The sequence below is a fragment of the Pseudomonas sp. VA159-2 genome, assembly GCF_024126635.1.
GTDB classification, from domain to species: Bacteria; Pseudomonadota; Gammaproteobacteria; order Pseudomonadales; family Pseudomonadaceae; genus Aquipseudomonas; species Aquipseudomonas muyukensis.
The window spans coordinates 138,519-158,097 of the sequence record NZ_JAMYBV010000002.1 but is presented as its reverse complement, the minus strand read 5'-3'; the positions used below and the strand labels follow the sequence as shown (position 1 = coordinate 158,097).

Here is a 19,579-nt window from a genome sequence, read left to right as displayed (position 1 = left end):
GCTGGGTAAAGCACCCCAAATGCCATCATGGAAGCCGTTCTCCCCGAGGTTTGGGGCCTACAGCGTATGGGTGAAGGCATTTCCTACGTCGAGCTGGATTGCTGCCTTCAAATGATGAACCTCAAAGGCTACAGGTCCTGGTCCGCTTCGCGCCTAGCGACGCTTTCCTGAGCTGATCAAGAATCGATTCACGGCGCGACCTCTAGCGGCAAGCGCCCTGAAAAATCCATCCAGCAAAAGGAAGCTTCACGTGGAAATGCCAGATCTGAGCAACATAGAAACCAACCAACTCCCACAGTCGCTGCAAGCACTGATCGAATGCATCGGTTTGCAAAACGCCTATCGCCTGACCAGCGCCTTCGGCGGCCGGCCCAAGTACATCCCCAAGCATCGCGATCGCACCAAGCTGGCAGACGTCCTGCCACCTCAGGCGCTCGACGCGCTGATCGAGCGCTTTGCCGGCCTGGCCCTGGAAATTCCCAAGGCCGACCATTTCCAGCGGCAATTGCGCAACCAGCAGATCCAGAAAGAAAGCGCCGACGGCCTGTCCCGCAGCCTGCTGGCCGACAAATACGGTTTGAGTCTGCGCCAGATCGGCAACATCCGTCGCCAGGACTGTCACGCCCGTTGAACAATCCCGCACACAACGTACCCGGCGTCCGACACCACGCCAGGTCAGAACCGTCAGTATTCAATGGGGGCAACAGCAGCCGCAGCCGACCAGGGATGGCCGGCGCGGATGAGAGACAGCGCTTAGAAGTCGCGCTTGTAGAAGATATCCAGCGAACTGGCCAAGCCGCTGGCGGCCTCGAGATAGACCTTTTTACTCAGTTTGTAGCGCAGCGCGATGGTATTGGCCGGCTCGAACACACCAACACCATAGCGCAGGCTCAGGCGCTCGGTCAGGTTACCGCTGGCCACCACGCTGGTACTGTTGCCCGAGCCTTGGGTATCGAGCTGGAAGTCCTCGATACCCAGGTTCGACGCCAGGCCGCCGGTCAGGCCGGCACTGCCCATCAAGCCCAGGCCCAGGGCGGCCTCGGCCAGCATGTTGTTGTCCTCGCCAGAGCCGCCCAGTGGCCTGCCCAGCACCAGGTAGGACAAGGCCTGTTCCTGGCTCATCGCCGGTTCCGAGAACACCTTGGTGGTGGGCTGCTCGGCGCTGCCGCTGAGGCGGATACCGGCAATCACATCATCGACCTGGCGAATCGCCTCGATGTCCAGGTACGGCTGGTCGATGGGCCCGGCGAACAACAGGCGGGCACGGCGAATGGTCAGGCGCTGGCCGTAGGCGCGGTAGCGACCGTCGGCCAGGCTGAGCTCGCCACGGGTGTCGAGGTTGTCGCCGATGTGCACGTGGCCGAGCAGGTTGGCGCTCAGGCCAAAGCCACTGAACGACAGTTTTTCACGGCCGACATCGACGTCGATATCCATGGCCACGGCCATTGGCGGCTTACCCGCGTCAGTCTGCTGGCCGACGATCACCGTGTCATCGGAAACCTTCACCGTTGAAGGGGGCAACTCGCGCACGGTGATCTTGCCCTTGGGCACGTGGACCTTGCCGGTGACCGCCAGCCGCTCGTCGACCAGGCGGATAACCAGGTCGGGAGCCACTTCCAGGGCCGCGTAGGGCTCCACGTTGACCGGCAGTTGCTGGCCCTGCAGGCGCAGGTCCATGGCCAATGCCTGGCCCCAGGTCATCTGCCCGGCCAATTGCCCTCGCCCAGCCTCACCACTGCGCCAGTCGCCCTTGAGCTGCACCTGTTCGCCGGCGATCAGCGCTTGCACAGACAACGCCTCGAGGCTGACCGGCAGCTCGGCGCCACTGACCTCGCCACCGCTCAAGGCCAGGCTGCCATCGACTTGCGGCGCCAGCAGGCTGCCGGACAGACGCCCACTGCCATTGAGCTGACCGGCCAGGCGCTCGACCATCGGCAGGAACGGCCTGGCAATCGACAGGTCGAGCCCGGCCAGGTGGAAATCACCCGACAGCGGCTTGTTGCGGCCCAGCGGGTCGAGCCGTGTGTTCAGGCTTAGCTGACCAAGCCGCTGCCCCTGGAAATCCAGGCGCGTGTCGACCCGCCGGGGCGCCAGGCTGCTGTCCAGGCGCAACACCTGATACGGGAAATCGACCCAACGCCCTTTGTCACGTACCCGCAAGGTCCCCTGGCTGGCATCGATGCGCACCGTGCCCTTGGGGCCGCTGGCCGGGATATCGAGGTTGATGTCGGCGTTGAGCAGGCCCTGCCAGGCAAAGTCCTTGGGCAGCCATTGCGCCAGGCTGTCCAGCGGAAACTGCTTGAGGTGATAACGCAGGCGCGGCTCGGGGGCCAGGCGCTGGTCCTCGCCACACAAGCTGGCCTGGCCCGAGCGCCAGCAGTGGGCAGCAAAATCCAGCTGCCCGCTGGCCAGGCGCTGCAGCTTCGTCGGCGCCTGCAATTGCCAGTCCTGGCCCCCGGCCTGGATCCGCCCACTGGCCAGGCGGCCACGCCAGTCACCTTTGCTCAATGCGCCATCCACGGCCAGGTCGAGCTTGAGCTGGGGCCCCGCGAGGGCGAGGGTGGCGGCCTGCTGGCGGATATCGCCCTTGCCTTGTACTTCGAGGTTGCCCAAGGCGGTCTCGCCCAGGCGAATACCACCGACCTTGAGCGCTAGCTGAGCGCGCTGGGCGCTGTCCAGGCGTGCATCCAGATCCAGGCGTTGCAGACGGTTGTCGGCCTGCCCGAGTTGCTGGCCTTGCAAGGTGAACGTGCCCTGCGGGGCTGCCAGGGTGCCTGCTACATCCAGACGGCCCTTGGCCTGCCCTTGCAACTGTGGCCACAGCTGGCCGAGGCGCGGCAGCTCCAGGTCGATGCGCCCGGCCAGGCGCTGCTGCAGGCTGCCGCTGCCATTGATGCGGTTGTCACCCAACTGTACTGCCAGGCTGCCCAAGGTCCAGTGATCGCCCGCGCCTTCGGCGTCGACCTTGAGCAACGCCGGCTGGCCGCGCAAACGGCCCTTGAGGTCGAGTTGCGCCTTGAGCCTGAGCTGTTCGTTGTGCCATTCCCCCTGGCTGCGCAAGGGGCCGGCCAGGCTGCCCGGCAGCTCGGCCAGCCAGTAGGCCGGGTCCAGGGCCGACAGTTGCAGATCGACATCCCACGCCAGGCTATCGGCAAAACGCAGGGCAATGCTGCCTGCCGCCTTGCCCTGCCCCGCGCTCAGCGCCAGCTGCGGCAAGCGCACCTGAGCGAGGTCGCCTTCGAACGGGCTGGCCAGGCTGAAGGTACCGGCCGGCCCATCGAGGTCACCCTTGAAGGCCCCCTTGTAGTTGCCGTCGCGGTATTGCACCTGGGCGTCAAGGCGCTTGAGGCTGACCTGGGGCGCGGGCTCCAGCGGATACAGACGCAGCCATGGGAAGTCCAGCCAATCCAGGCTCGCCTCGGCACTCAGGCCCTGCTGCCAGTCGGCACTGGCCTGCAACTTCAGGTGCTGGCTGTCGCGGGCCTTGAGGTCCAGGGCATCCAGACGCGCCCCCTTGGCATCGACCTTGCCGGCCAGCACCAGCCCCACGGGGCCCTGCTCGGCCGGCAACGTGGCGCTGCCGGACAGCAGGTAGCCCTTGAGCAAATCCCCTTGGGCATCGAGCTTCAACTGGTTCAGTTGCAAGGTGTCGGGCAGGCTGCCAGCAGGCTTGAACCCATCGCTGCGAATGCTCAAGCGTGCCGGCAGGTGCTCGGCCAGGGCTTGCAGCTCACCGGTCAGACGGGCATCCAGATAACCCGTGCTATCGGCCTGCAGGATGAGCGTCTTGTGCAACTGCCCCTTGGCGTTCAGCGCCAATTGCCAGGCCTTGCCGTCAACCGCCGGCAATTGCAGCGTACCTTGCAGTTGCAGTGGCCAGTCGCCCTGAGGTTGCACATCAGCGCAAATATCAAGGAACAGGTCATCACGACGCACGCGCAGGGTGTCGACCCGCAAACCGCCGGCGGTCCAGTGCGCCGCCAGTTGCAGGTCGCCGAGCAAATCGCTGCCGTCCAGGCGCAACTGGCCCACCTTGACCTCGCCCAGTTCGATCGCCAGTGGCAGGTGCAGCGTCGGTAACTGCAATGGGCTGCTATCGGCCTGTTGCTCACCCGGGGCAAAGGCCATGTCGATACGCTCGGCTTGCAGGCGCTCGATACACAGGGTGGCACGCAGCAGGCAGGCCGGTGACCAGCTCATTTGCGCGGCTTGCAGCTCGACCCGGTTGTCACCCTCGACCCAGCGCAGCTGGCTGGCCTGCCATTGGCCGCCCAGGCGACCACTGAAATCACTGACCTCAAGCCCCGGCACCCGCCCCAGCAGCCAACGGCTGCCGGCATCGGTGCCAAGCAGCAGGCCCAGGGCAAGTCCGATGAGGATCAACAGGCCCAGCAGCACGAGCAGGCAGCTTTTGAAGACACGCATCACAGCTCAGGCCCCATGGAAAAGTGCAGGCGCAGACCGCCATCGTCATCCAGCGCGCGCGCCAGGTCCAGGCGCAACGGCCCAACCGGCGACACCCAGCGCACGCCGAAACCGACACCGGTCTTGAGGCTAGGCAGCTCCAGCGAGTTGAAGGAGTTGCCCTGGTCGATGAAGGTTGCCAGGCGCCATTTTTCCGCAATCGAATACTGGTACTCGGCGCTGCCCGCGACCAGGTAGCGACCACCAATGCGGTCGCCCTTGTTGTTCTTCGGCGACAGCGACTGGTAGTCGTAGCCGCGCACGCTCTGGTCGCCACCGGCAAAGAAGCGCAGCGAGGGTGGGATGTTCTGCTGATAGCCATTGGTCGCGCTGCCGCCGAACTGCACCCGGCCGAGAAAACGATGGTTCTGGCCAAGGGTGGTCAGGCCCTTGAGCAGCACGTTGCCATGCACCAGGTTGGTGTCCGAGCCCAGCCCTTCCTTGGCCGCCTGCAGGTCGAACTGCAGGCGATAGCCGTTGTGCGGGTCGATGCGGCTGTCGCTGCGCAGGTAGGAGAAGCTGACGCCCGGCATGAGCAGGTTGCTCAAGCCTGAGTCGTCGCCCAGGCGGTACTCTTCACGCTGGTACTTCAGCGAGATGACCCGCTGCCAGCCGCTGGGCAGCTTGCTGTGCCATTCCGGCCCGACCGTCAGCAGCTTGCTGAGGGTGTCGGTGCCGGAGATGTCTTCGTTCTGGTAGCCACCAGCGAAACGCAGCTTGTCGGTGAGTGGCGGGTCCAGCGGAATGTCGTACCACAGGCCGACGTTCTGCCGCGGCGCCGAGAGCTCGGTCTCCCAGCCGTAACTATGGCCTTGCGGGTTGACCCAGTGCCGGGTCCAGTTGGCCTTGCCACGCGGGCCGACGTCGGTCGAGAAGCCCAGGCCCAGGCCCATGGTCCGCGGCTTGCGGGTATCGAGGCGCACGTCCACGGGGATCTCTTCACCCACTGCCGCGGTGGGCGCTGCATCTACCCGCACGCCCTCGAAGTAGCCGCTCGATTGCAGATCGTTGTTGAGTTCGGCGATCAGTTCGGAATCGTAGGGGGTACCAGGCTTGAACGACACCATGCGTTGCAACAGGTCGTTGTCCAGCGGCGTATCGCCGCCGAAGTTCACCGCGCCCAGGCGATAGCGCGGGCCGCTCTGGTAGATGAGCTCGATGTCGGCCACCCCGGCCTGGGGGTCGACCGCCAGGCGCTGGCGCTGGAAACGGCCATCGAAGAATCCGTAGCGCGAGGCCTGGTTCTGGATCAGGCGCTTGGCATCCTCGTAGCTGCCATGGTTAAGTTGCTCGCCTGGGCGCAGGGCCTTGCTGTCGGGGATGCGAAAGGCCTTCAGTTCGCTGGCCGGCCCCTCGATGCGCACGGTGACGTTGCGCAGGTGCACAGGCTCCCCCGGCTCGATTCGCAGGATCAATTGCGCGGGTTTGTCCTTGTCGCCAGGCGCCTTGACCTCGCTGTCGACTTGCGCCTGATAGTAGCCCAGGGCCTGGGCCGCCTTGCGCGCCTGCTCCTCGGCGCCCCGGCTGAAACGCAGCAGCGCTTCTTCGTCGCGGTCACCCAGGCTGCCGATATAACCTTCGATATTGGACTTGAGCGTCTTGTTGGCGGGTTTGACCCGCACCAGCAATTCGCTCTGCGCCCATGCCATGGAGCTGGCGGCCAACAAAAGCAGGCCCCAGCCAAGTCTTCCTGAATACGTCATGGGGCGCATGCTACCAGAGCGCAACGGTCAAAGGGCCCGCCGGTAAATACCTGTCACAGGTTTGCAGACTTGGATGATACGGGATTGGGGTGAAAGAACACTCGCTCGCGGATTGGTCCTACTGCAACTTCACCGATTTCCTGGTAGCCCTGGCGCTGATAGAACGCCAGGTAATGGGCATTGCCAGTATCGAGCACCACGCCGTCGGTGCTCGGATCCTCGGCGCACCAGTCATGCACGGCCTGCAGCAACTGCTCGCCGTGCTGCTGCCCCTGGAATTGCGGATGCACCCCTAACAATGGCAGCACATGCACCTGCTCGCTGGGCAGGCAGCCGGCCAGGGCCGCCTGGTAGTCCAGGTAGCGCCGGGTGCAGCGCAGGCCGGTGCCGAGGATCATGCGCAGGCGCCAGGCCCAGCTGTCCGCCACGCCCAGGCGCCGCTGCGGCGGCACGATCAACGCCACGCCGATCAGGCGATCGTCGCGCAACAGGCCAATAGCCGGCAGTTGCAGGTAGAAATGCTGGCGCACCCATTCACGCACCATCACCCGCAGGCGCCGTTCGTAGCCTGGGCGCTGGGCTTCGAACAGCCAGGCGAAGGTCGGCTCGTGGCGATAGGCATGGTAGAGCAGCGAACGCACCTCGCGGGCATAGCCCTGGTCGAGCAGACAGGTGCGCGCCGTGGTGGCGATGGTCTCAGGCATTGCGGGCAGTCCTCCTGGAATGGGCATACAGTGCCTTGGAGCCGTTTCACGGCATGTGGTTCAGCGCTTCTCCCAGCACGTTAGCAGCGCCGCCGACACCGCGCCACGCTGGCCGCGAGCGCCGATGTCGGCTAGCATCCGAGGCTTTTACCAGGATCGTCTTGCCATGAAGATCGTCTCGTTCAACATCAATGGCCTGCGCGCCCGTCCGCACCAACTGGCGGCGCTGGTCGACAAGCACCAGCCGGACGTGATCGGCCTGCAGGAAACCAAGGTCAGCGACGAGCAGTTCCCGCTGGCCGACATCGAGGCGCTCGGCTACCACGTCCACTACCACGGCCAGAAAGGCCATTACGGCGTGGCCCTGCTGTCCAAACAAGCCCCGCTGACGCTGTCCAAGGGTTTCACCACTGACGAGGAAGACGCCCAGCGCCGCTTCATCTGGGGCACCTTCGCCGACGCCGACGGCACGCCGATCACCATCATGAACGGCTACTTCCCCCAGGGCGAAAGCCGTGACCACCCCACCAAGTTCCCGGCCAAGCAGCGCTTCTACAGCGACCTGCAAGCGCTGCTCGAAGGGCAGTTCAAGAACGACCAGCCTGTAGTGGTGATGGGCGATGTGAACATCTCGCCCCAGGACTGCGACATCGGCATCGGCCCGGACAATGCCAAGCGCTGGCTCAAGACCGGCAAGTGCAGCTTCCTGCCCGAGGAGCGTGAATGGATGGAGCGACTCAAGGGCTGGGGGCTGGTCGACAGTTTCCGCCACCTGCACCCGGAGGTCGCCGACCGCTTCAGCTGGTTCGACTACCGCAGCCGCGGGTTCGAGGACGAGCCCAAGCGGGGCCTGCGCATCGACCTGATCATGGCATCGCAGGGGCTGCTGCCGCGGCTGAAGGCGGCCGGGGTCGACTATGATCTGCGTGGCATGGAGAAACCCTCGGATCATGCACCGATCTGGCTTGAGCTGGCCTGAGTCCTGACATTCCACCCGCCCCCTCTGAATCACCAGGCCCCAATGTGCGGGGCCTGCGCCTGTCATCGAGATCGCTGTGAGCAAGAAAGGAATCAAAGGAAGGTTGTTGCGTGACTTCGAGCCGCTCAACACTGCGGAAGAACTGGTGTTACGCGGTTGCAACACTGGTGAGCCGATCAGTATCGGCCGGGACAGGCCTCATGTGCCCTACCCTGTACGCACTGTCCGAGGGTCGTTTCTCAGGTTTCTGATCCTCGGCGGTGATGACACCACGGCCATCCATGAGCGCGGCATTCTATTGCGCGGGGCTTATATTTCAGGGCGTCTCGATCTGCGCAAGACGACCACCACAGCGCCCTTCGAGTTGCAAGACTGCACCTTCGAACAACAACTTATGCTCAGCGAAGCCCACGTCGCAGGCGCGTTCCGCCTGCGTGGTTGCCGGTTATCCGCGATCGTTGCCAATCGCTGCACCTTGCAGAGCGATCTTCACCTCGTCGACACTTCGCTAGCCAAAGGTCTGAAAGCCTGGAATGCCAACATCCAAGGCAACCTCCTGCTTCAGAAGGTGCGAAGCGGCGAGGCTCTGGCACTTCCCGGTACACAGATCAACGGCGTACTTTATTGCCTGGAGTGTTCACTGCACGCCAGGGCTGAACCTGCGCTGATTCTCAACAACATCACCACCGGTTCCAACGTCGTCATTGACGATTCAACGCTCGACAGCATCCGTTGCCAGCATGCCAGGATCGGTGGCGCTTTACGCTTTTCCAACTCCACATTCATGAGCCATGAGGGGTTGGCGCTTGACTTGTTTGGGAGCCGGGTAACGCACAGCCTGCAAATGCATGAAGCGCAGGTGCAAGGCCAACTCAAGCTCGATAGAGCACAGATCGGTGCCACCCTCGACCTCCACGGCACATTCGATGGGGGAAGCCGAGCGGCAATTAACGCCAATGGCTGCACTCTCCAAGGTGGGCTGTACCTGCGCAAAGGTTTCAACGCCAAAGGCCTGGTCAGATTCAGCAAAGCGCAAATCAAAGACAACGTCATGTTAGAAGGTCGCTTCGAAGCGAGCGGACAAGCCATCACGTTCGATGGGGCAACGATTGACGGCAGCCTCAAGCTGGCTCAAATCGAGGTGTTTGGCGAGGTGCGGCTGATAACAACCCGAATCAGTGGACAATTGGTCTGCTCAGCGGCTCGGCTGCATGGAGACAATGGCACTGCCCTGAGCGCCGATGCCGCGACCATCGGCAGAGATGCGCATTTCATTGCCGATTTCTACGCCAAAGGCACCGTAAGACTGCTGTGCACGACGTTCGAAGGCGACTTGATCTTCAACCATGCACGGTTCGAGGGCGATGCTGGCAGTCGATCGCTCAATGCCAACCAATCGAAAATCCTAGGCAAGGTCGTACTTAATATTCAGGCCAATGGCAGTGTTGCGTTCAACGATGCCTGCATCGAAGGTGAGTTGCGCTGCGATCGCAGTACATTCGCCACCGACGCGACTGAAACCCTCAGCCTGAAAAAGACCCGGATCCAGGGCACGCTCTCGCTTCTCAAGTTCGCCAGGCCATTGAGCAGGGCCTCGTTCGAACATGCCCAGGTAGGACGCCTGGATGACGATGAAGGCACCTGGGGAGAACGGATTGTCCTCAATGGTTTCAAGTACGACGCACTGGCCGCCAATCCGCCGTTGAGCCTGGCCAGACGACTCAAGTGGCTGCAATCGCAGGTCGCGCAACTGGCTGCGCCAACGCCACCCCAACCATCAGGCTGGCACCAACGCTTCAAGTGCTGGCTGAACAAGCGCTGGCCGGAGGTATGCCGCTTCAATACGCGGCGCGCCGAGGATTTTCGTCCTCAACCCTGGTGGCAACTCAAGCAAGTGCTTGAGGACTCCGCGCATTTTGCCGAGGCACGGCGGGTTGGCATCGAGTTGGAAAAGGAAAGACGCAAACTCGGCCTTATCGACCAGCCGCTCGATCCCGAGCACCGGCATCGCGGCCTGGTCAGCCGCCTGGTGAGCCGATGCCTGCATTGGGCGTACGGGCAATTCACCGACTACGGTTACCGGCCTATCAAGCTGCTGCACTACTTCGTGGGCACCTGGCTGGTGTGCGCAGCAATCTACTGGGCCGCCGCGCTGGTGGGGATCTTCGCCCCGACCGACCCACGCATCTATCAGAACCCTGACTATCAGGCCTGCCGCCCCAGCGGCAGCGAGGCCTGGCCAGCGATCGAACCGAGGCTCAAGGAAAACTGGTACCTGTGCGCCGAGCTACCCGCCGAGTACACAGGCTTCAGCCCTCTGGCGTATTCGCTGGATGTGCTGATGCCCTTTGTCGACCTCAAGCAGGAAACCGACTGGGCGCCGCTGGTCCCCACGCCCAAGGCCGACCCCAGCCAGGAGTTCCAGGCGCTCACGGCGCAACATGCCGTGCGCCTGGTGATCTGGCTGCAGACCTTGATCGGCTGGGGTATCGGCCTGTTGGCCGCGGCGATCATTTCGGGCCTGGCGCGCAAGACCGAATGAAGCCTGCCCCACCTACAGGCTGACGCCCAGCGCCTTGCGCAGCGGTTCGACGCGCGCATCGCCGGCGGCGCTGACCAGGGCAAAGTTGTAGTCGCCATGCGACCAGTACCGCGCCGCCAGTTGGCCCTCGGTACGCTGGCCGCTGGGCATGCGCTCGAAATGCTCGCCGGGCGAGCGCAGGAACAGGCTGACGCGCTGGCCCTGGCCGTCCTCGAACACCAGCAAGGCCGCCGGCCCCGCTTCGTTGCTCAGCAAGCGCGCGCCCACCGGCTGCAAACCGAAGCCGGCCAGGTCCGGCAACTGGCCGACCCGGTTGAAATGGCGGCCCAGCCACGCCTGCAAACGCGCCGGATCACGGGCCTGGATATCCAGCGCACTGGTCTGGGCGAACAGCCGGTGGGCTTGCACGGCATCGGCCATCGGCAACATCCCGGCGAACAGCGTCGCCTCCCGCGCCTGCCAGCCCCCCAGCCCGCCCAGGCCCACGGCCAGCAGCAGCACGGCTGCCGCGGCCAGGCGCCGCTGCCGGCGTTGGCGCAAGCGCTTGCGCAACGGCGCCAGTTCCAGCCCGGGGTCGAGCGGGCGCTCGCCGAACCCCGCCAGGGCCGCGCGCAAGCGCCGGGCATCCGCTTGCCAGGCCTCGATCCGCGCCGCCTCCTGCGGGTTGGCCGCCAGCCAGGCCTCGACCTCGGCCCGGCGCGCAGGCGCCAGGCACTCGTCGACGTAGGCGTGCAGTTCGTCTTCAGTGGGGATCAAGCGTGTCATTTGAGTCTCCGCAAGGCCGAGGGCGCAGGGTTGCCCTCGGTCAGTTGACGCAGGGCGGCGCGGGCCCGGGACAGCCGCGACATTACGGTGCCGATGGGAATGCCAAGGGTTTCGGCGGTTTGCTTGTAGCTCAAGCCCTCGACGCTGACCAGCAACAGCAAGGCCCGCTGCTCGGTGGGCAGGCGCGCGAACGCTTGCAGGTCGGCCTGGGCCAGGACGATGCGCTCGGTCTGATCGCCCGCCGCGTCCTCGGCAAGGCCCTGGCCAAACCAGGACAGCCAGCGCGCATGCAGGCGCTCGCGGCGCTTACCGTCCAGAAACAAGCGGTACAGGATGGTGAACAGCCAAGGCCGCAGGCCCTCGCTTTCGCGCTGCTGGCCACGGCGGCTCAGGGCACGTTCGACCGTGGCCTGGACCAGGTCGTCGGCGCCGCCGGGTTCGCGGGTCAGCCACAGGGCGAAGCGCCGCAGGCGTTGCAGCAGTTCGCGCCATTGTTGCTCATCCAGATCGTGCATGGTCGGGTTCCAGGCCCCTGCGGGCTGTCAGTGTAAGGGGCTGACGCACCCGCACGAAATTTATTCCCTGTCATCGAGCAATCCAAAGCGTGGGCGCCAGCCTTGCTGGCGAACCAGGCGCCGCCGTTGTTCGTCGACAAGCCGACGCCTGGCACAACCGAGGAATAAACCATTGCCTCGCGCGTCGTACTGGCTCATACCAACAACAGGGACCGCCCCATGAATACCCCCTTGCCCGGCCCCGCCAAAGCCTTGCGCCTGGCCGCCATCGGCGCCACCCTCGCGGCGCTGGGCGCAGGCTTCGCCTATGCCGCCGGCTGGATCGGCAGCGCCAAACTGACGCCGCAACGCATCATCGACACCTTCGAGGCCCAGGCCGGCCATCACCCAGGCTATCGCAAGAACCACGCCAAGGGGCTGTGCGTGAGCGGCTACTTCCAGAGCAGCGGCCAGGCCGCGACGCTGTCCAGCGCGCGGGTCTTCAGCCAACAGCGGGTGCCGGTGATCGGCCGCTTCGCCATCGGCGGCGCCAACCCGTACGCAGCCGATACCGCGATACCGGTGCGCAGCCTGGCGCTGCAACTGACCAGCGACGATGGCCAGGTCTGGCGCACCGGCATGAACAACCCACCGGTACTGGCGGTCAGCACCCCCGAAGGGTTCTACGCCCAGGTCCTGGCCGGCACCCCCGACCCGGCCACCGGCAAGCCCGACCCGGCAAGGCTGCAAGCCTTCTTCGCCAGCCATCCCGAGAGCGCGGCATTTCGCCAGTGGGCGGCCAACTACAGGCCCAGCGACAGCTTCGCCAGCACCGCCTACCACAGCATCAACGCCTTTCGCCTGATTGCCGCCGACGGCAAGGCGCAACCGGTGCGCTGGGCCCTGGAGCCCCAGGCCCCCTTCGCCGCCCTGCCTGCCCAGGTCGACGACAAACAGTTCCTCCAGCACGACCTGCGCCAACGCCTGGCCCAAGGCCCGTTGCGCTGGACCCTGCGCCTGACCCTGGCCGAGCCGGGCGATCCGGTGGACGATCCGGCACGCCCCTGGCCTGCCGAGCGCCGCAGCCTGGATGCCGGCACCTTGGTCCTGGAACAAGTCGATGGCCCCGAGCAAGGCGCCTGCCGCGACCTCAACTTCGATCCGCTGATCCTGCCCCAGGGTATCGAGCCCTCCGCCGATCCGATCCTGGCGGCCCGCTCGGCCGCCTATTCGGTGTCGTTCAACCGCCGCAGCCACGAATCGCTGAGCGAAGGAGCCCAGCCATGACCGTTACCGCCTTCCACCCCCTGGCGCGCTTGCTGCACTGGCTGATGGCGCTGCTGATCCTGGCCATGTTGTTCATTGGTGTCTCCATGGTTGCCGACCTGTCGCCTCGCCACCCGCTGCTGGTCGAGTTGCACAAGGCCACGGGCCTGGCCTTGCTGGTGCTGGTGATCCTGCGCATCGTCCTGCGCCTGACCCTGGCGCACCCGCCGCTGCCACACCAGCTGCCGACCGCGCAACGCCTGGCCGCCGGGGCATCGCACCTGTTGCTCTACACCCTGATGCTGGGCATGCCGCTGCTGGGCTGGGCCATGCTCTCGGCCGGCGGCTATCCACGCCCGCTGCAATTGCCGGCCATCGCGCCACACGATCTACAGCTGTATGCCCTGCTGCGCCAGGCCCACGGCTGGGCCGGCTACCTGCTGTTCGCCACCGTGCTGCTGCACCTGGGGGCGGCACTGCTGCACGCCCTGGTGCACCGCGACGGCGTCTTGCGTAGCATGTGGCCAGGCCCATTGCGAGGTGGTGAATGAGCACTGCCGGGGTCGACAAATGTAAATAATTATTACTAACATCGGCACTCATTTTGTCGAACGGCCCCGGACTGCCCCATGAACGTCGCAAAGGACCCTGCTGCATTCACCCCAGCCAGCACCCTGGACTTGCGTCCACTGATGCTGGTCAACATGGCCTGCACCATGTCGATGATGGCCTTCGTCGCCCTGATCGGCCCGATCGCCCGCCTGCTGGGCATGGCCACCTGGCAGGCCGGTGCGGCGGTGACCGTGGCCGGCGTGGTCTGGGTGATCCTGGCGCGGCCCTGGGGGCGCCTGGCTGACCGTTATGGCCGGCGTCGGGTGCTGCTGCTGGGCAGCGGCGGCTTCACCCTGGCCTACTGGGTGCTGTGCCTATTCATCGACGGCGCCCTGCGCTGGCTGCCGGGCGCGACCCTGGCGTTCTTTGGCTTGATGCTGGCCCGTGGCCTGATCGGCGCCTTCTATGCCGCGCTGCCGGTAGGCGGCAACGCGCTGATCGCCGACCATGTCGAGCCGCAACGCCGGGCTCGGGCCATGGCATCGCTGGGTGCGGCCAACGCCGTCGGCCTGGTGGTGGGCCCGGCGCTGGCCGCGCTGCTGTCGCGCTACAGCCTGAGCCTGCCGTTCTATGCCATGTCGCTGTTGCCGGCCAGCGCGTTCGTGGTGCTGCTGTTCAAGCTCAAGCCGCAGCCACTGGCACAAACCCATGCGCCCAATCCGGTGCGGCTGTCCGACCCGCGCCTGCGCCGCCCCTTGCTGGTGGCCTTCAGCGCGATGCTCAGCATCACCGTGTCGCAGATCGCGGTCGGCTTTTTCGCCCTTGACCGCTTGCAGCTCAAGGCCGGGGCCGCCGCCCAGGCCGCCGGCGTCGCCCTGACCTGCGTGGGCGTGGCGCTGATGCTGGCCCAGGTGTTCCTGCGCAAACTGGAGTGGCCACCGGCAAAAATGATCCGCATCGGCGCCAGCGTTTCCGGGCTGGGTTTCGCCGCTGCGGCGCTGGCCACCCAGGCATCCTGGCTGTGGGGCGCGTTCTTCGTCGCCGCGTTCGGCATGGGCTTCGTCTTCCCGGCCTTCTCTGCCCTGGCCGCCAATGCCATGCAGGCCGGCGAACAGGGCGCCACCGCAGGTTCGATCGGCGCGGCGCAGGGCATGGGCGCGGTGGTCGGGCCACTGGCCGGCACCCTGGTCTATGCCCTCGATCCGCGCTTGCCGTTCCTGGCCGTGGGCCTGCTGTTGCTGGTGGTCGGGCTATGGCCGACAGCGGCCGACCAACGCCACTGATGCACACAGCGCGCAAGCGTGCAGAGTATGTTTTAATGCGTCGCCCATTATTTTTGACACCTCTGCAAACAAGGCGGCTATGGACACGGGGACACGACTCAAACTGGTGCGTGAACGCAACAACCTCTCCCAGCGGGAGCTGGCCCGCCGCAGCGGCCTGACCAACTCGACGATCTCACAGATCGAGCAGAACCGCGTCAGCCCTTCGGTCAGTTCCCTGAAGAAGTTGCTCGAAGGGATCCCCATGTCCCTGGCGGAATTTTTCAGCTTCGACGAGCCGGTACGCGAAGAGCGCTATGTGTTCCGTGGCGGCGAACAGCCGGACCTGGGCCGCAACGGCCTGCGCATGCTGTTGGTCGGCGCCAGCGTCGAAGGCCGGCAGATGCGCATGCTGCGCGAGTTGTACGCCCCCGGCGCCGACTCCGGCGAGCCGATCGTGCATGCCGAAGGCGAGGAATGCGGCCTGGTCACTCGGGGTACCCTGGAGCTGTGGGTCGACGGCCAGGTCAGCGTGCTCAACGCCGGCGACGGCTACTATATCCCCACCACCCTGCCCCACAGCTTCAAGAACATCGGCCCGGACGAGGCCGAGATCATCAGCGCCAATACCCCGGCGAACTTCTGACCTACCCATGCCCAGCATCTGCAGGCGCGGCGTTGGGTCGCTCCTGCAGGGGTGGCATGGCCCAGATCATCACACCTGCCGAGCCAACGCCTGTTCGACGAAATCCAGCCGGTCCTGGCCGAAGAACATCTGCCCCTCGACGAAGAACGTCGGCGCGCCGAACAAGCCACGTTCCACCGCCTCCTCGGTGGCTTTGCGCAAGGCGTCCTTGACCTCTGGCCGGGCGGCCAGCTCGTGGAACTCCTCGGCCTCGAAGCCACCGTCAGCCAGGGTCTGCTCCAGAACCGCAGGATCTGCCAGATTGCGCCCGTGCTCGAACAGCCCTGTGAACAGCACCTTCAGCAGCGCCTCGAAACGCTCGTTGGCAAACAACTGGACACCGGTCAGCCCCCGCATCAGGGTCAGGGTATTGACCGGGAAGCCTGGAGGTAGGGTCAGCGGCACGCCATAGCGACAGGCGTAGCGCGCCAGGTCGATGAACACGTAGCGCCCCTTGGCCGGCACCGTGATCGGCGAAACATTGCCGGTGGCCTGGAACACGCCGCCCAGCAGAATCGGCTTGTACACCAGTTGCGCTGCGTGGCGCGCGCACAGGCCAGGTAGTTGGGTCCAGGCCAGGTAGGTGGCCGGGCTGCCCAGGTCCAGGTAGAACTCGACGGTCTTGCTCATGATTCGATCCTTGTATGAGGGGGGCTTACCAGCGCTCCAGCCACGGACGCAGGTCAAGTTCGAAGGTCCAGGCATCGCGCGGCTGGGCATGCAGGAACCAGTAGTTGTCGGCGATATGCGCAGGCTCGAGGATGCCGTCCTGGTCCTTGAGCGCGAAGCGTTCGGGGAAACTGTCGCGGATGAACGCGGTGTCGATGGCGCCATCGACCACCACATGGGCGACATGGATATTACGTGGCCCCAGTTCCCGCGCCATGCTCTGGGCCAGGGCGCGCAGGCCGTGCTTGGCCCCGGCGAAAGCGGCGAACCCCGCCGCGCCACGGGTACCGGCGGTGGCGCCGGTGAACAGGATGCTGCCGCGCTCGCGGGTGACCATGCGCCGGGCCACCGCCTGGGCGGTGAGAAAACCGGCGAAGCAGGCCATCTCCCAGATCTTGAAGTACTTGCGCGGGGTTTCCTCGAGGATGCTGCAGGGCACATTGGCGCCAATGTTGAAGACAAAGGCCTCGATCGGGCCGATGTCGCGCTCGATGGTTTCCACCAGTTCGGCCACCTCCTCTTCCTTGCGCGCATCAGAGCCAAAGCCATGGGCCTGCCCGCCTTCGGCACGGATCTGGTCGAGCAGAGGTTGCAGCTTCTCGGCCTGGCGCCGGGTCACACACGCGATGTAGCCCTCACGGGCAAAACGCTTGGCGATCTCGCCACCGGTAGCGTCGCCCGCACCAATCACCAGCACGACCTTTTGTTGTTCTGCCATGGACCGCTCCATTGGTAAATGATCGTTTAGTAAACGAACGCTATGCTACGATCACCCCATCGTCAAGCCCGCGCCACGAGGTTTCGCGCATGCGCTACGCCACCGACCATAAACAACAGACCCGCGAAAAACTGCTGATCAGCAGCGGCGCGCTGGCCAAGCGCGGCGGTTTCGCCGCCACCGGCGTGGCCGAGCTGATGAAGGCCATCGGCCTGACCGGCGGGGCCTTCTACAACCACTTCCCTTCCAAGGACGACCTGTTCAGCGAAATCGTCCACCGCGAACTGAGCAACAGCCCCCTGGGCCGGCAGGCCGAGCATGGCATCGACCGCGCGCGGCTCAAGCGCCTGCTGGAGCAGTACCTGAGCCTGGCCCACCTGCACAACGCCGAAGGCGGCTGCCCGCTGCCGCCACTGGGGGTGGAAATCGCCCGCGCCGAGCAACCGCTGCGCGAGCAGGCCGAGCACTGGCTGGTGGCGCTGCATCAGGCGTGGAGCGAGACCCTCGACGACCCCGAACTGGCCTGGGCGCTGCTCAGCCAGTGCGTCGGCGCACTGGTGGTTGGCCGCATGCTGGCCAGCGAGCCCGTGCAGGCGCAGGTGCTGGACGCCAGCCGCAAACTGGTCGGACGCGTCTTCGATGAGGTTCGCTAGCACCCTGCTCGGCCTGCTGCTGGCCCTGCCCGCCTGCGCCCAGGACAGCTGCCCGACCGGGCAGTATCAGGTGTGCCTGGTGGTGTGCTTCTGCGCGCCCCTGGACCCTGGAGCAGGCGGCCAGGTACTGCAGGATGTCGAGCGCATGGCCACTGGCAGCCTGGTGTTCGCCCTGCGCCAGGCCCACGAGGAAGCCACTGCCAGTGGCACCCAACCCATTCCCTTGCACATCCGCGCCCAGCTCGAACCCTGGTATGACTTCGCCGTGCTCGACGCGGCACGCTACCGGGTGGGTGACGAACAACAGATCAGCGCGGCCAATGCCTTGCTGCAGAACCCGGACGTCAATGCGCTGACCCTGATCGACACCATCATCTTCCGCCGCACCGCCGATGCCCAGGACAACGTGGCGCTATGGGCCCATGAACTCAAGCACGTGCAGCAGTACCAGGAACTGGGGGTCGAGGAATTCGCCCGGCGCTATAGCCGCGACTACCAGGCGCTGGAGGGGCCGGCCTACGAGGTCGAGGCGCAGGTGGCCAAGGCGTTGCGCGAAAAGGCATCCGGGGGGCCGCGCTGACTACACCGCCCCCCCTGTAGGAGCGGCCTTGCCGAGGTGTCGGACCGGTCGGAAAGGGCTGCAGAGCAGCCCCGGCGATACATGTGCTAACGCTGAAATCCTGGGGCTGCTGCGCAGCCCTTTCGCGACACGAGGCCGCTCTTACACAGTGAGGTGCCGCTCTGCAATCATGCGTAACGATCGATGATGGCAGGCGACCCATCATTGCGCGTGATAATAACCTTCGCTCCGTTTGATTCGTGCGTCACGCGCAAGACACTCACACTCCGCCCACTACTAATACATTGGCGGAGTTCTCCATGGATCACTCACTCAAACCCTTGCGCTTCCCCCTCGCTGCCCTGGCGGTGGTGGTGCTCAGCGCTTGTGGCCGCACACCCGACGCCGTGCAGGCTCCCGCCGCGCCCAAAGTCAGCGTCGCCAAGGTCATCGAACAGCCGATCAATGAATGGGACGAGTTCACCGGCCGCCTCGAAGCCCCGGAAACCGTCGAGATACGCCCCCGCGTGTCTGGCCAGATCGACCTGGTGGCCTTCACCGAAGGGGCCCAGGTGAAGAAAGGCGACCTGCTGTTCCAGATCGACCCTCGCCCGTTCCAGGCCGAAGTGCGCCGCCTCGAAGCGCAACTGCAACAGGCCAAGGCCACCGCCATTCGCAGTGCCAACGAGGCCCGCCGCGGCGAGCGCCTGCGCGACAGCAACGCGATCTCCGCGGAACTGGCCGAGTCGCGCAGCAGTGCCGCCGCCGAAGCCCGTGCCGGGGTCGATGCGATCCAGGCACAACTGGACCTGGCCCGGCTGAACCTGAGCTTCACCCGGGTCAGCGCGCCGATCAGCGGCCGGGTCAGCCGCGCCCAGTTCACCGCCGGCAACATCGTCACGGCCGACGTCACCCCGTTGACCAGCGTGGTCTCCACCGACAAGGTCTACGCCTACTTCGACGCCGACGAGCGTGTGTACCTCAAGTACACCCAGCTGGCCCGCGAAGGCCAGCGCGGCCAGAGCACCCCGGTGTACCTGGGCCTGACCAGCGAAACCGGCAACCCGCACCTGGGCCAGATGAACTTCGTCGACAACCAGGTCAACCCGCGCACCGGCACCATCCGTGGCCGCGCGGTGTTCGACAACCGCGACGGCCAGTTCACCCCCGGCCTGTATGCGCGCCTGAAGCTGGTCGGCAGCGCCCAGTACGACGCCGTGCTGATCAACGACGAAGCGGTCGGCACCGACCTTGGCAAGAAGTTCGTGCTGGTCATGGACAAGGACAACAAGGCCGCCTACCGCGCCGTGGAGCTGGGGCCCAAGCTCGAAGGCCTGCGCATCGTGCGCAGCGGCCTGGGCAAGGACGATCGCATCGTGGTCAAGGGCCTGCAGCGGGTCCGCCCAGGCTCGCCGGTGACGCCTGAGGAAACGCCGATGGCCAGCGAGCAGACCCTCGCCGCCCTCGCCCAGCAGCGCCAGGCCCTGGAGGCCAGCAACCCGACGCCGCAAGTGGCCGGGGCCAATGTAAAAGTCGCCAGCGCCCAAGCGCCGCGCGGTTAAGG

At 65.5% G+C, this 19,579-nt stretch carries 17 protein-coding genes; 10 read left to right on the top strand and 7 right to left on the bottom strand.

Translation table 11 applies throughout. The features are described 5' to 3' along the window. The first annotated feature begins 250 nt into the window (after positions 1-250). Positions 251-631 (top strand): Mor transcription activator family protein, encoded by a 381-nt coding sequence (locus tag NJG22_RS02655; RefSeq protein WP_253092324.1) that lies wholly within the window; start codon positions 251-253, stop codon positions 629-631. A 122-nt stretch (positions 632-753) separates the two neighbouring features. Here NJG22_RS02655 and NJG22_RS02650 read toward each other — a convergent pair whose 3' ends face one another. From NJG22_RS02650 to NJG22_RS02640, 3 genes are read right to left on the bottom strand one after another with little or no spacing between them, the layout of a single operon-like run. Next, complete coding sequence (locus NJG22_RS02650) at positions 754-4,425, bottom strand: translocation/assembly module TamB domain-containing protein (RefSeq protein ID WP_253092322.1); 3,672 nt, start codon at positions 4,423-4,425, stop codon at positions 754-756. Then, entirely contained in the window at positions 4,425-6,167 is a 1,743-nt protein-coding gene (locus tag NJG22_RS02645; protein ID WP_253092320.1) for an autotransporter assembly complex family protein, read from the bottom strand. The genes NJG22_RS02650 and NJG22_RS02645 overlap by 1 nt, the downstream gene beginning before the upstream one ends. Positions 6,168-6,220: 53 nt before the next feature. After that, complete coding sequence (locus tag NJG22_RS02640; RefSeq protein ID WP_217847622.1) at positions 6,221-6,871, bottom strand: GNAT family N-acetyltransferase; 651 nt, start codon at positions 6,869-6,871, stop codon at positions 6,221-6,223. A 166-nt stretch (positions 6,872-7,037) separates the two neighbouring features. On the opposite strand from NJG22_RS02640, the gene xthA reads away from it, so the two are divergent. Next, entirely contained in the window at positions 7,038-7,850 is an 813-nt protein-coding gene (xthA, locus tag NJG22_RS02635; RefSeq protein ID WP_253092318.1) for an exodeoxyribonuclease III, read from the top strand. A 76-nt stretch (positions 7,851-7,926) separates the two neighbouring features. Continuing rightward, entirely contained in the window at positions 7,927-10,392 is a 2,466-nt protein-coding gene (locus tag NJG22_RS02630) for a hypothetical protein (protein ID WP_253092316.1), read from the top strand. A gap of 12 nt (positions 10,393-10,404) precedes the next feature. Here NJG22_RS02630 and NJG22_RS02625 read toward each other — a convergent pair whose 3' ends face one another. Beyond that, positions 10,405-11,157, bottom strand: a complete 753-nt coding sequence (locus tag NJG22_RS02625; RefSeq protein WP_253092314.1) for an anti-sigma factor — start codon at positions 11,155-11,157, stop codon at positions 10,405-10,407. Then, positions 11,154-11,672, bottom strand: a complete 519-nt coding sequence (locus tag NJG22_RS02620; protein WP_253092313.1) for a sigma-70 family RNA polymerase sigma factor — start codon at positions 11,670-11,672, stop codon at positions 11,154-11,156. The genes NJG22_RS02625 and NJG22_RS02620 overlap by 4 nt, the downstream gene beginning before the upstream one ends. A 219-nt stretch (positions 11,673-11,891) precedes the next feature. Here NJG22_RS02620 and NJG22_RS02615 point away from each other — a divergent pair, with 219 nt between their 5' ends. From NJG22_RS02615 to NJG22_RS02600, 4 genes are all read left to right on the top strand, one after another. After that, entirely contained in the window at positions 11,892-12,938 is a 1,047-nt protein-coding gene (locus NJG22_RS02615) for a catalase family peroxidase (RefSeq protein WP_253092312.1), read from the top strand. After that, positions 12,935-13,468: a cytochrome b/b6 domain-containing protein gene (locus NJG22_RS02610; RefSeq protein WP_253092310.1), complete on the top strand. Its 534-nt coding sequence runs from the start codon at positions 12,935-12,937 to the stop codon at positions 13,466-13,468. The genes NJG22_RS02615 and NJG22_RS02610 overlap by 4 nt, the downstream gene beginning before the upstream one ends. A gap of 78 nt (positions 13,469-13,546) precedes the next feature. After that, positions 13,547-14,752 (top strand): MFS transporter, encoded by a 1,206-nt coding sequence (locus NJG22_RS02605; protein WP_253092309.1) that lies wholly within the window; start codon positions 13,547-13,549, stop codon positions 14,750-14,752. A gap of 79 nt (positions 14,753-14,831) precedes the next feature. After that, a complete protein-coding gene (locus tag NJG22_RS02600) occupies positions 14,832-15,377 on the top strand; it encodes a cupin domain-containing protein (RefSeq protein WP_134692009.1) in 546 nt (181 codons plus the stop codon). Positions 15,378-15,446: 69 nt separating this feature from the next. On the opposite strand, the gene NJG22_RS02595 is transcribed toward NJG22_RS02600, so the two are convergent. Together NJG22_RS02595 and NJG22_RS02590 are read right to left on the bottom strand one after the other, a co-directional pair. After that, positions 15,447-16,046 carry a 2-hydroxychromene-2-carboxylate isomerase gene (locus NJG22_RS02595; RefSeq protein ID WP_253092307.1) on the bottom strand — a complete coding sequence of 200 codons (600 nt, stop codon included), beginning with the start codon at positions 16,044-16,046 and terminating at the stop codon, positions 15,447-15,449. 25 nt (positions 16,047-16,071) lie between these two features. Continuing rightward, on the bottom strand, positions 16,072-16,803 hold the full coding sequence (locus tag NJG22_RS02590; protein WP_253092305.1) for an SDR family oxidoreductase: 732 nt from the start codon (positions 16,801-16,803) through the stop codon (positions 16,072-16,074). A gap of 89 nt (positions 16,804-16,892) precedes the next feature. Between NJG22_RS02590 and NJG22_RS02585 the strand changes: the two genes are divergently transcribed. The 3 genes from NJG22_RS02585 to mexE all read left to right on the top strand — a co-directional run bounded on the left by NJG22_RS02585 (position 16,893) and on the right by mexE (position 19,577). Further along, entirely contained in the window at positions 16,893-17,456 is a 564-nt protein-coding gene (locus NJG22_RS02585; RefSeq protein WP_253092303.1) for a TetR/AcrR family transcriptional regulator, read from the top strand. Further along, positions 17,443-18,036, top strand: a complete 594-nt coding sequence (locus tag NJG22_RS02580; RefSeq protein ID WP_253092301.1) for a DUF4157 domain-containing protein — start codon at positions 17,443-17,445, stop codon at positions 18,034-18,036. Before NJG22_RS02585 ends, NJG22_RS02580 begins: the two co-directional genes overlap by 14 nt. Positions 18,037-18,335: 299 nt before the next feature. Next, positions 18,336-19,577: a multidrug efflux RND transporter periplasmic adaptor subunit MexE gene (gene mexE, locus NJG22_RS02575; protein ID WP_253092299.1), complete on the top strand. Its 1,242-nt coding sequence runs from the start codon at positions 18,336-18,338 to the stop codon at positions 19,575-19,577. Positions 19,578-19,579: the final 2 nt, after the last annotated feature.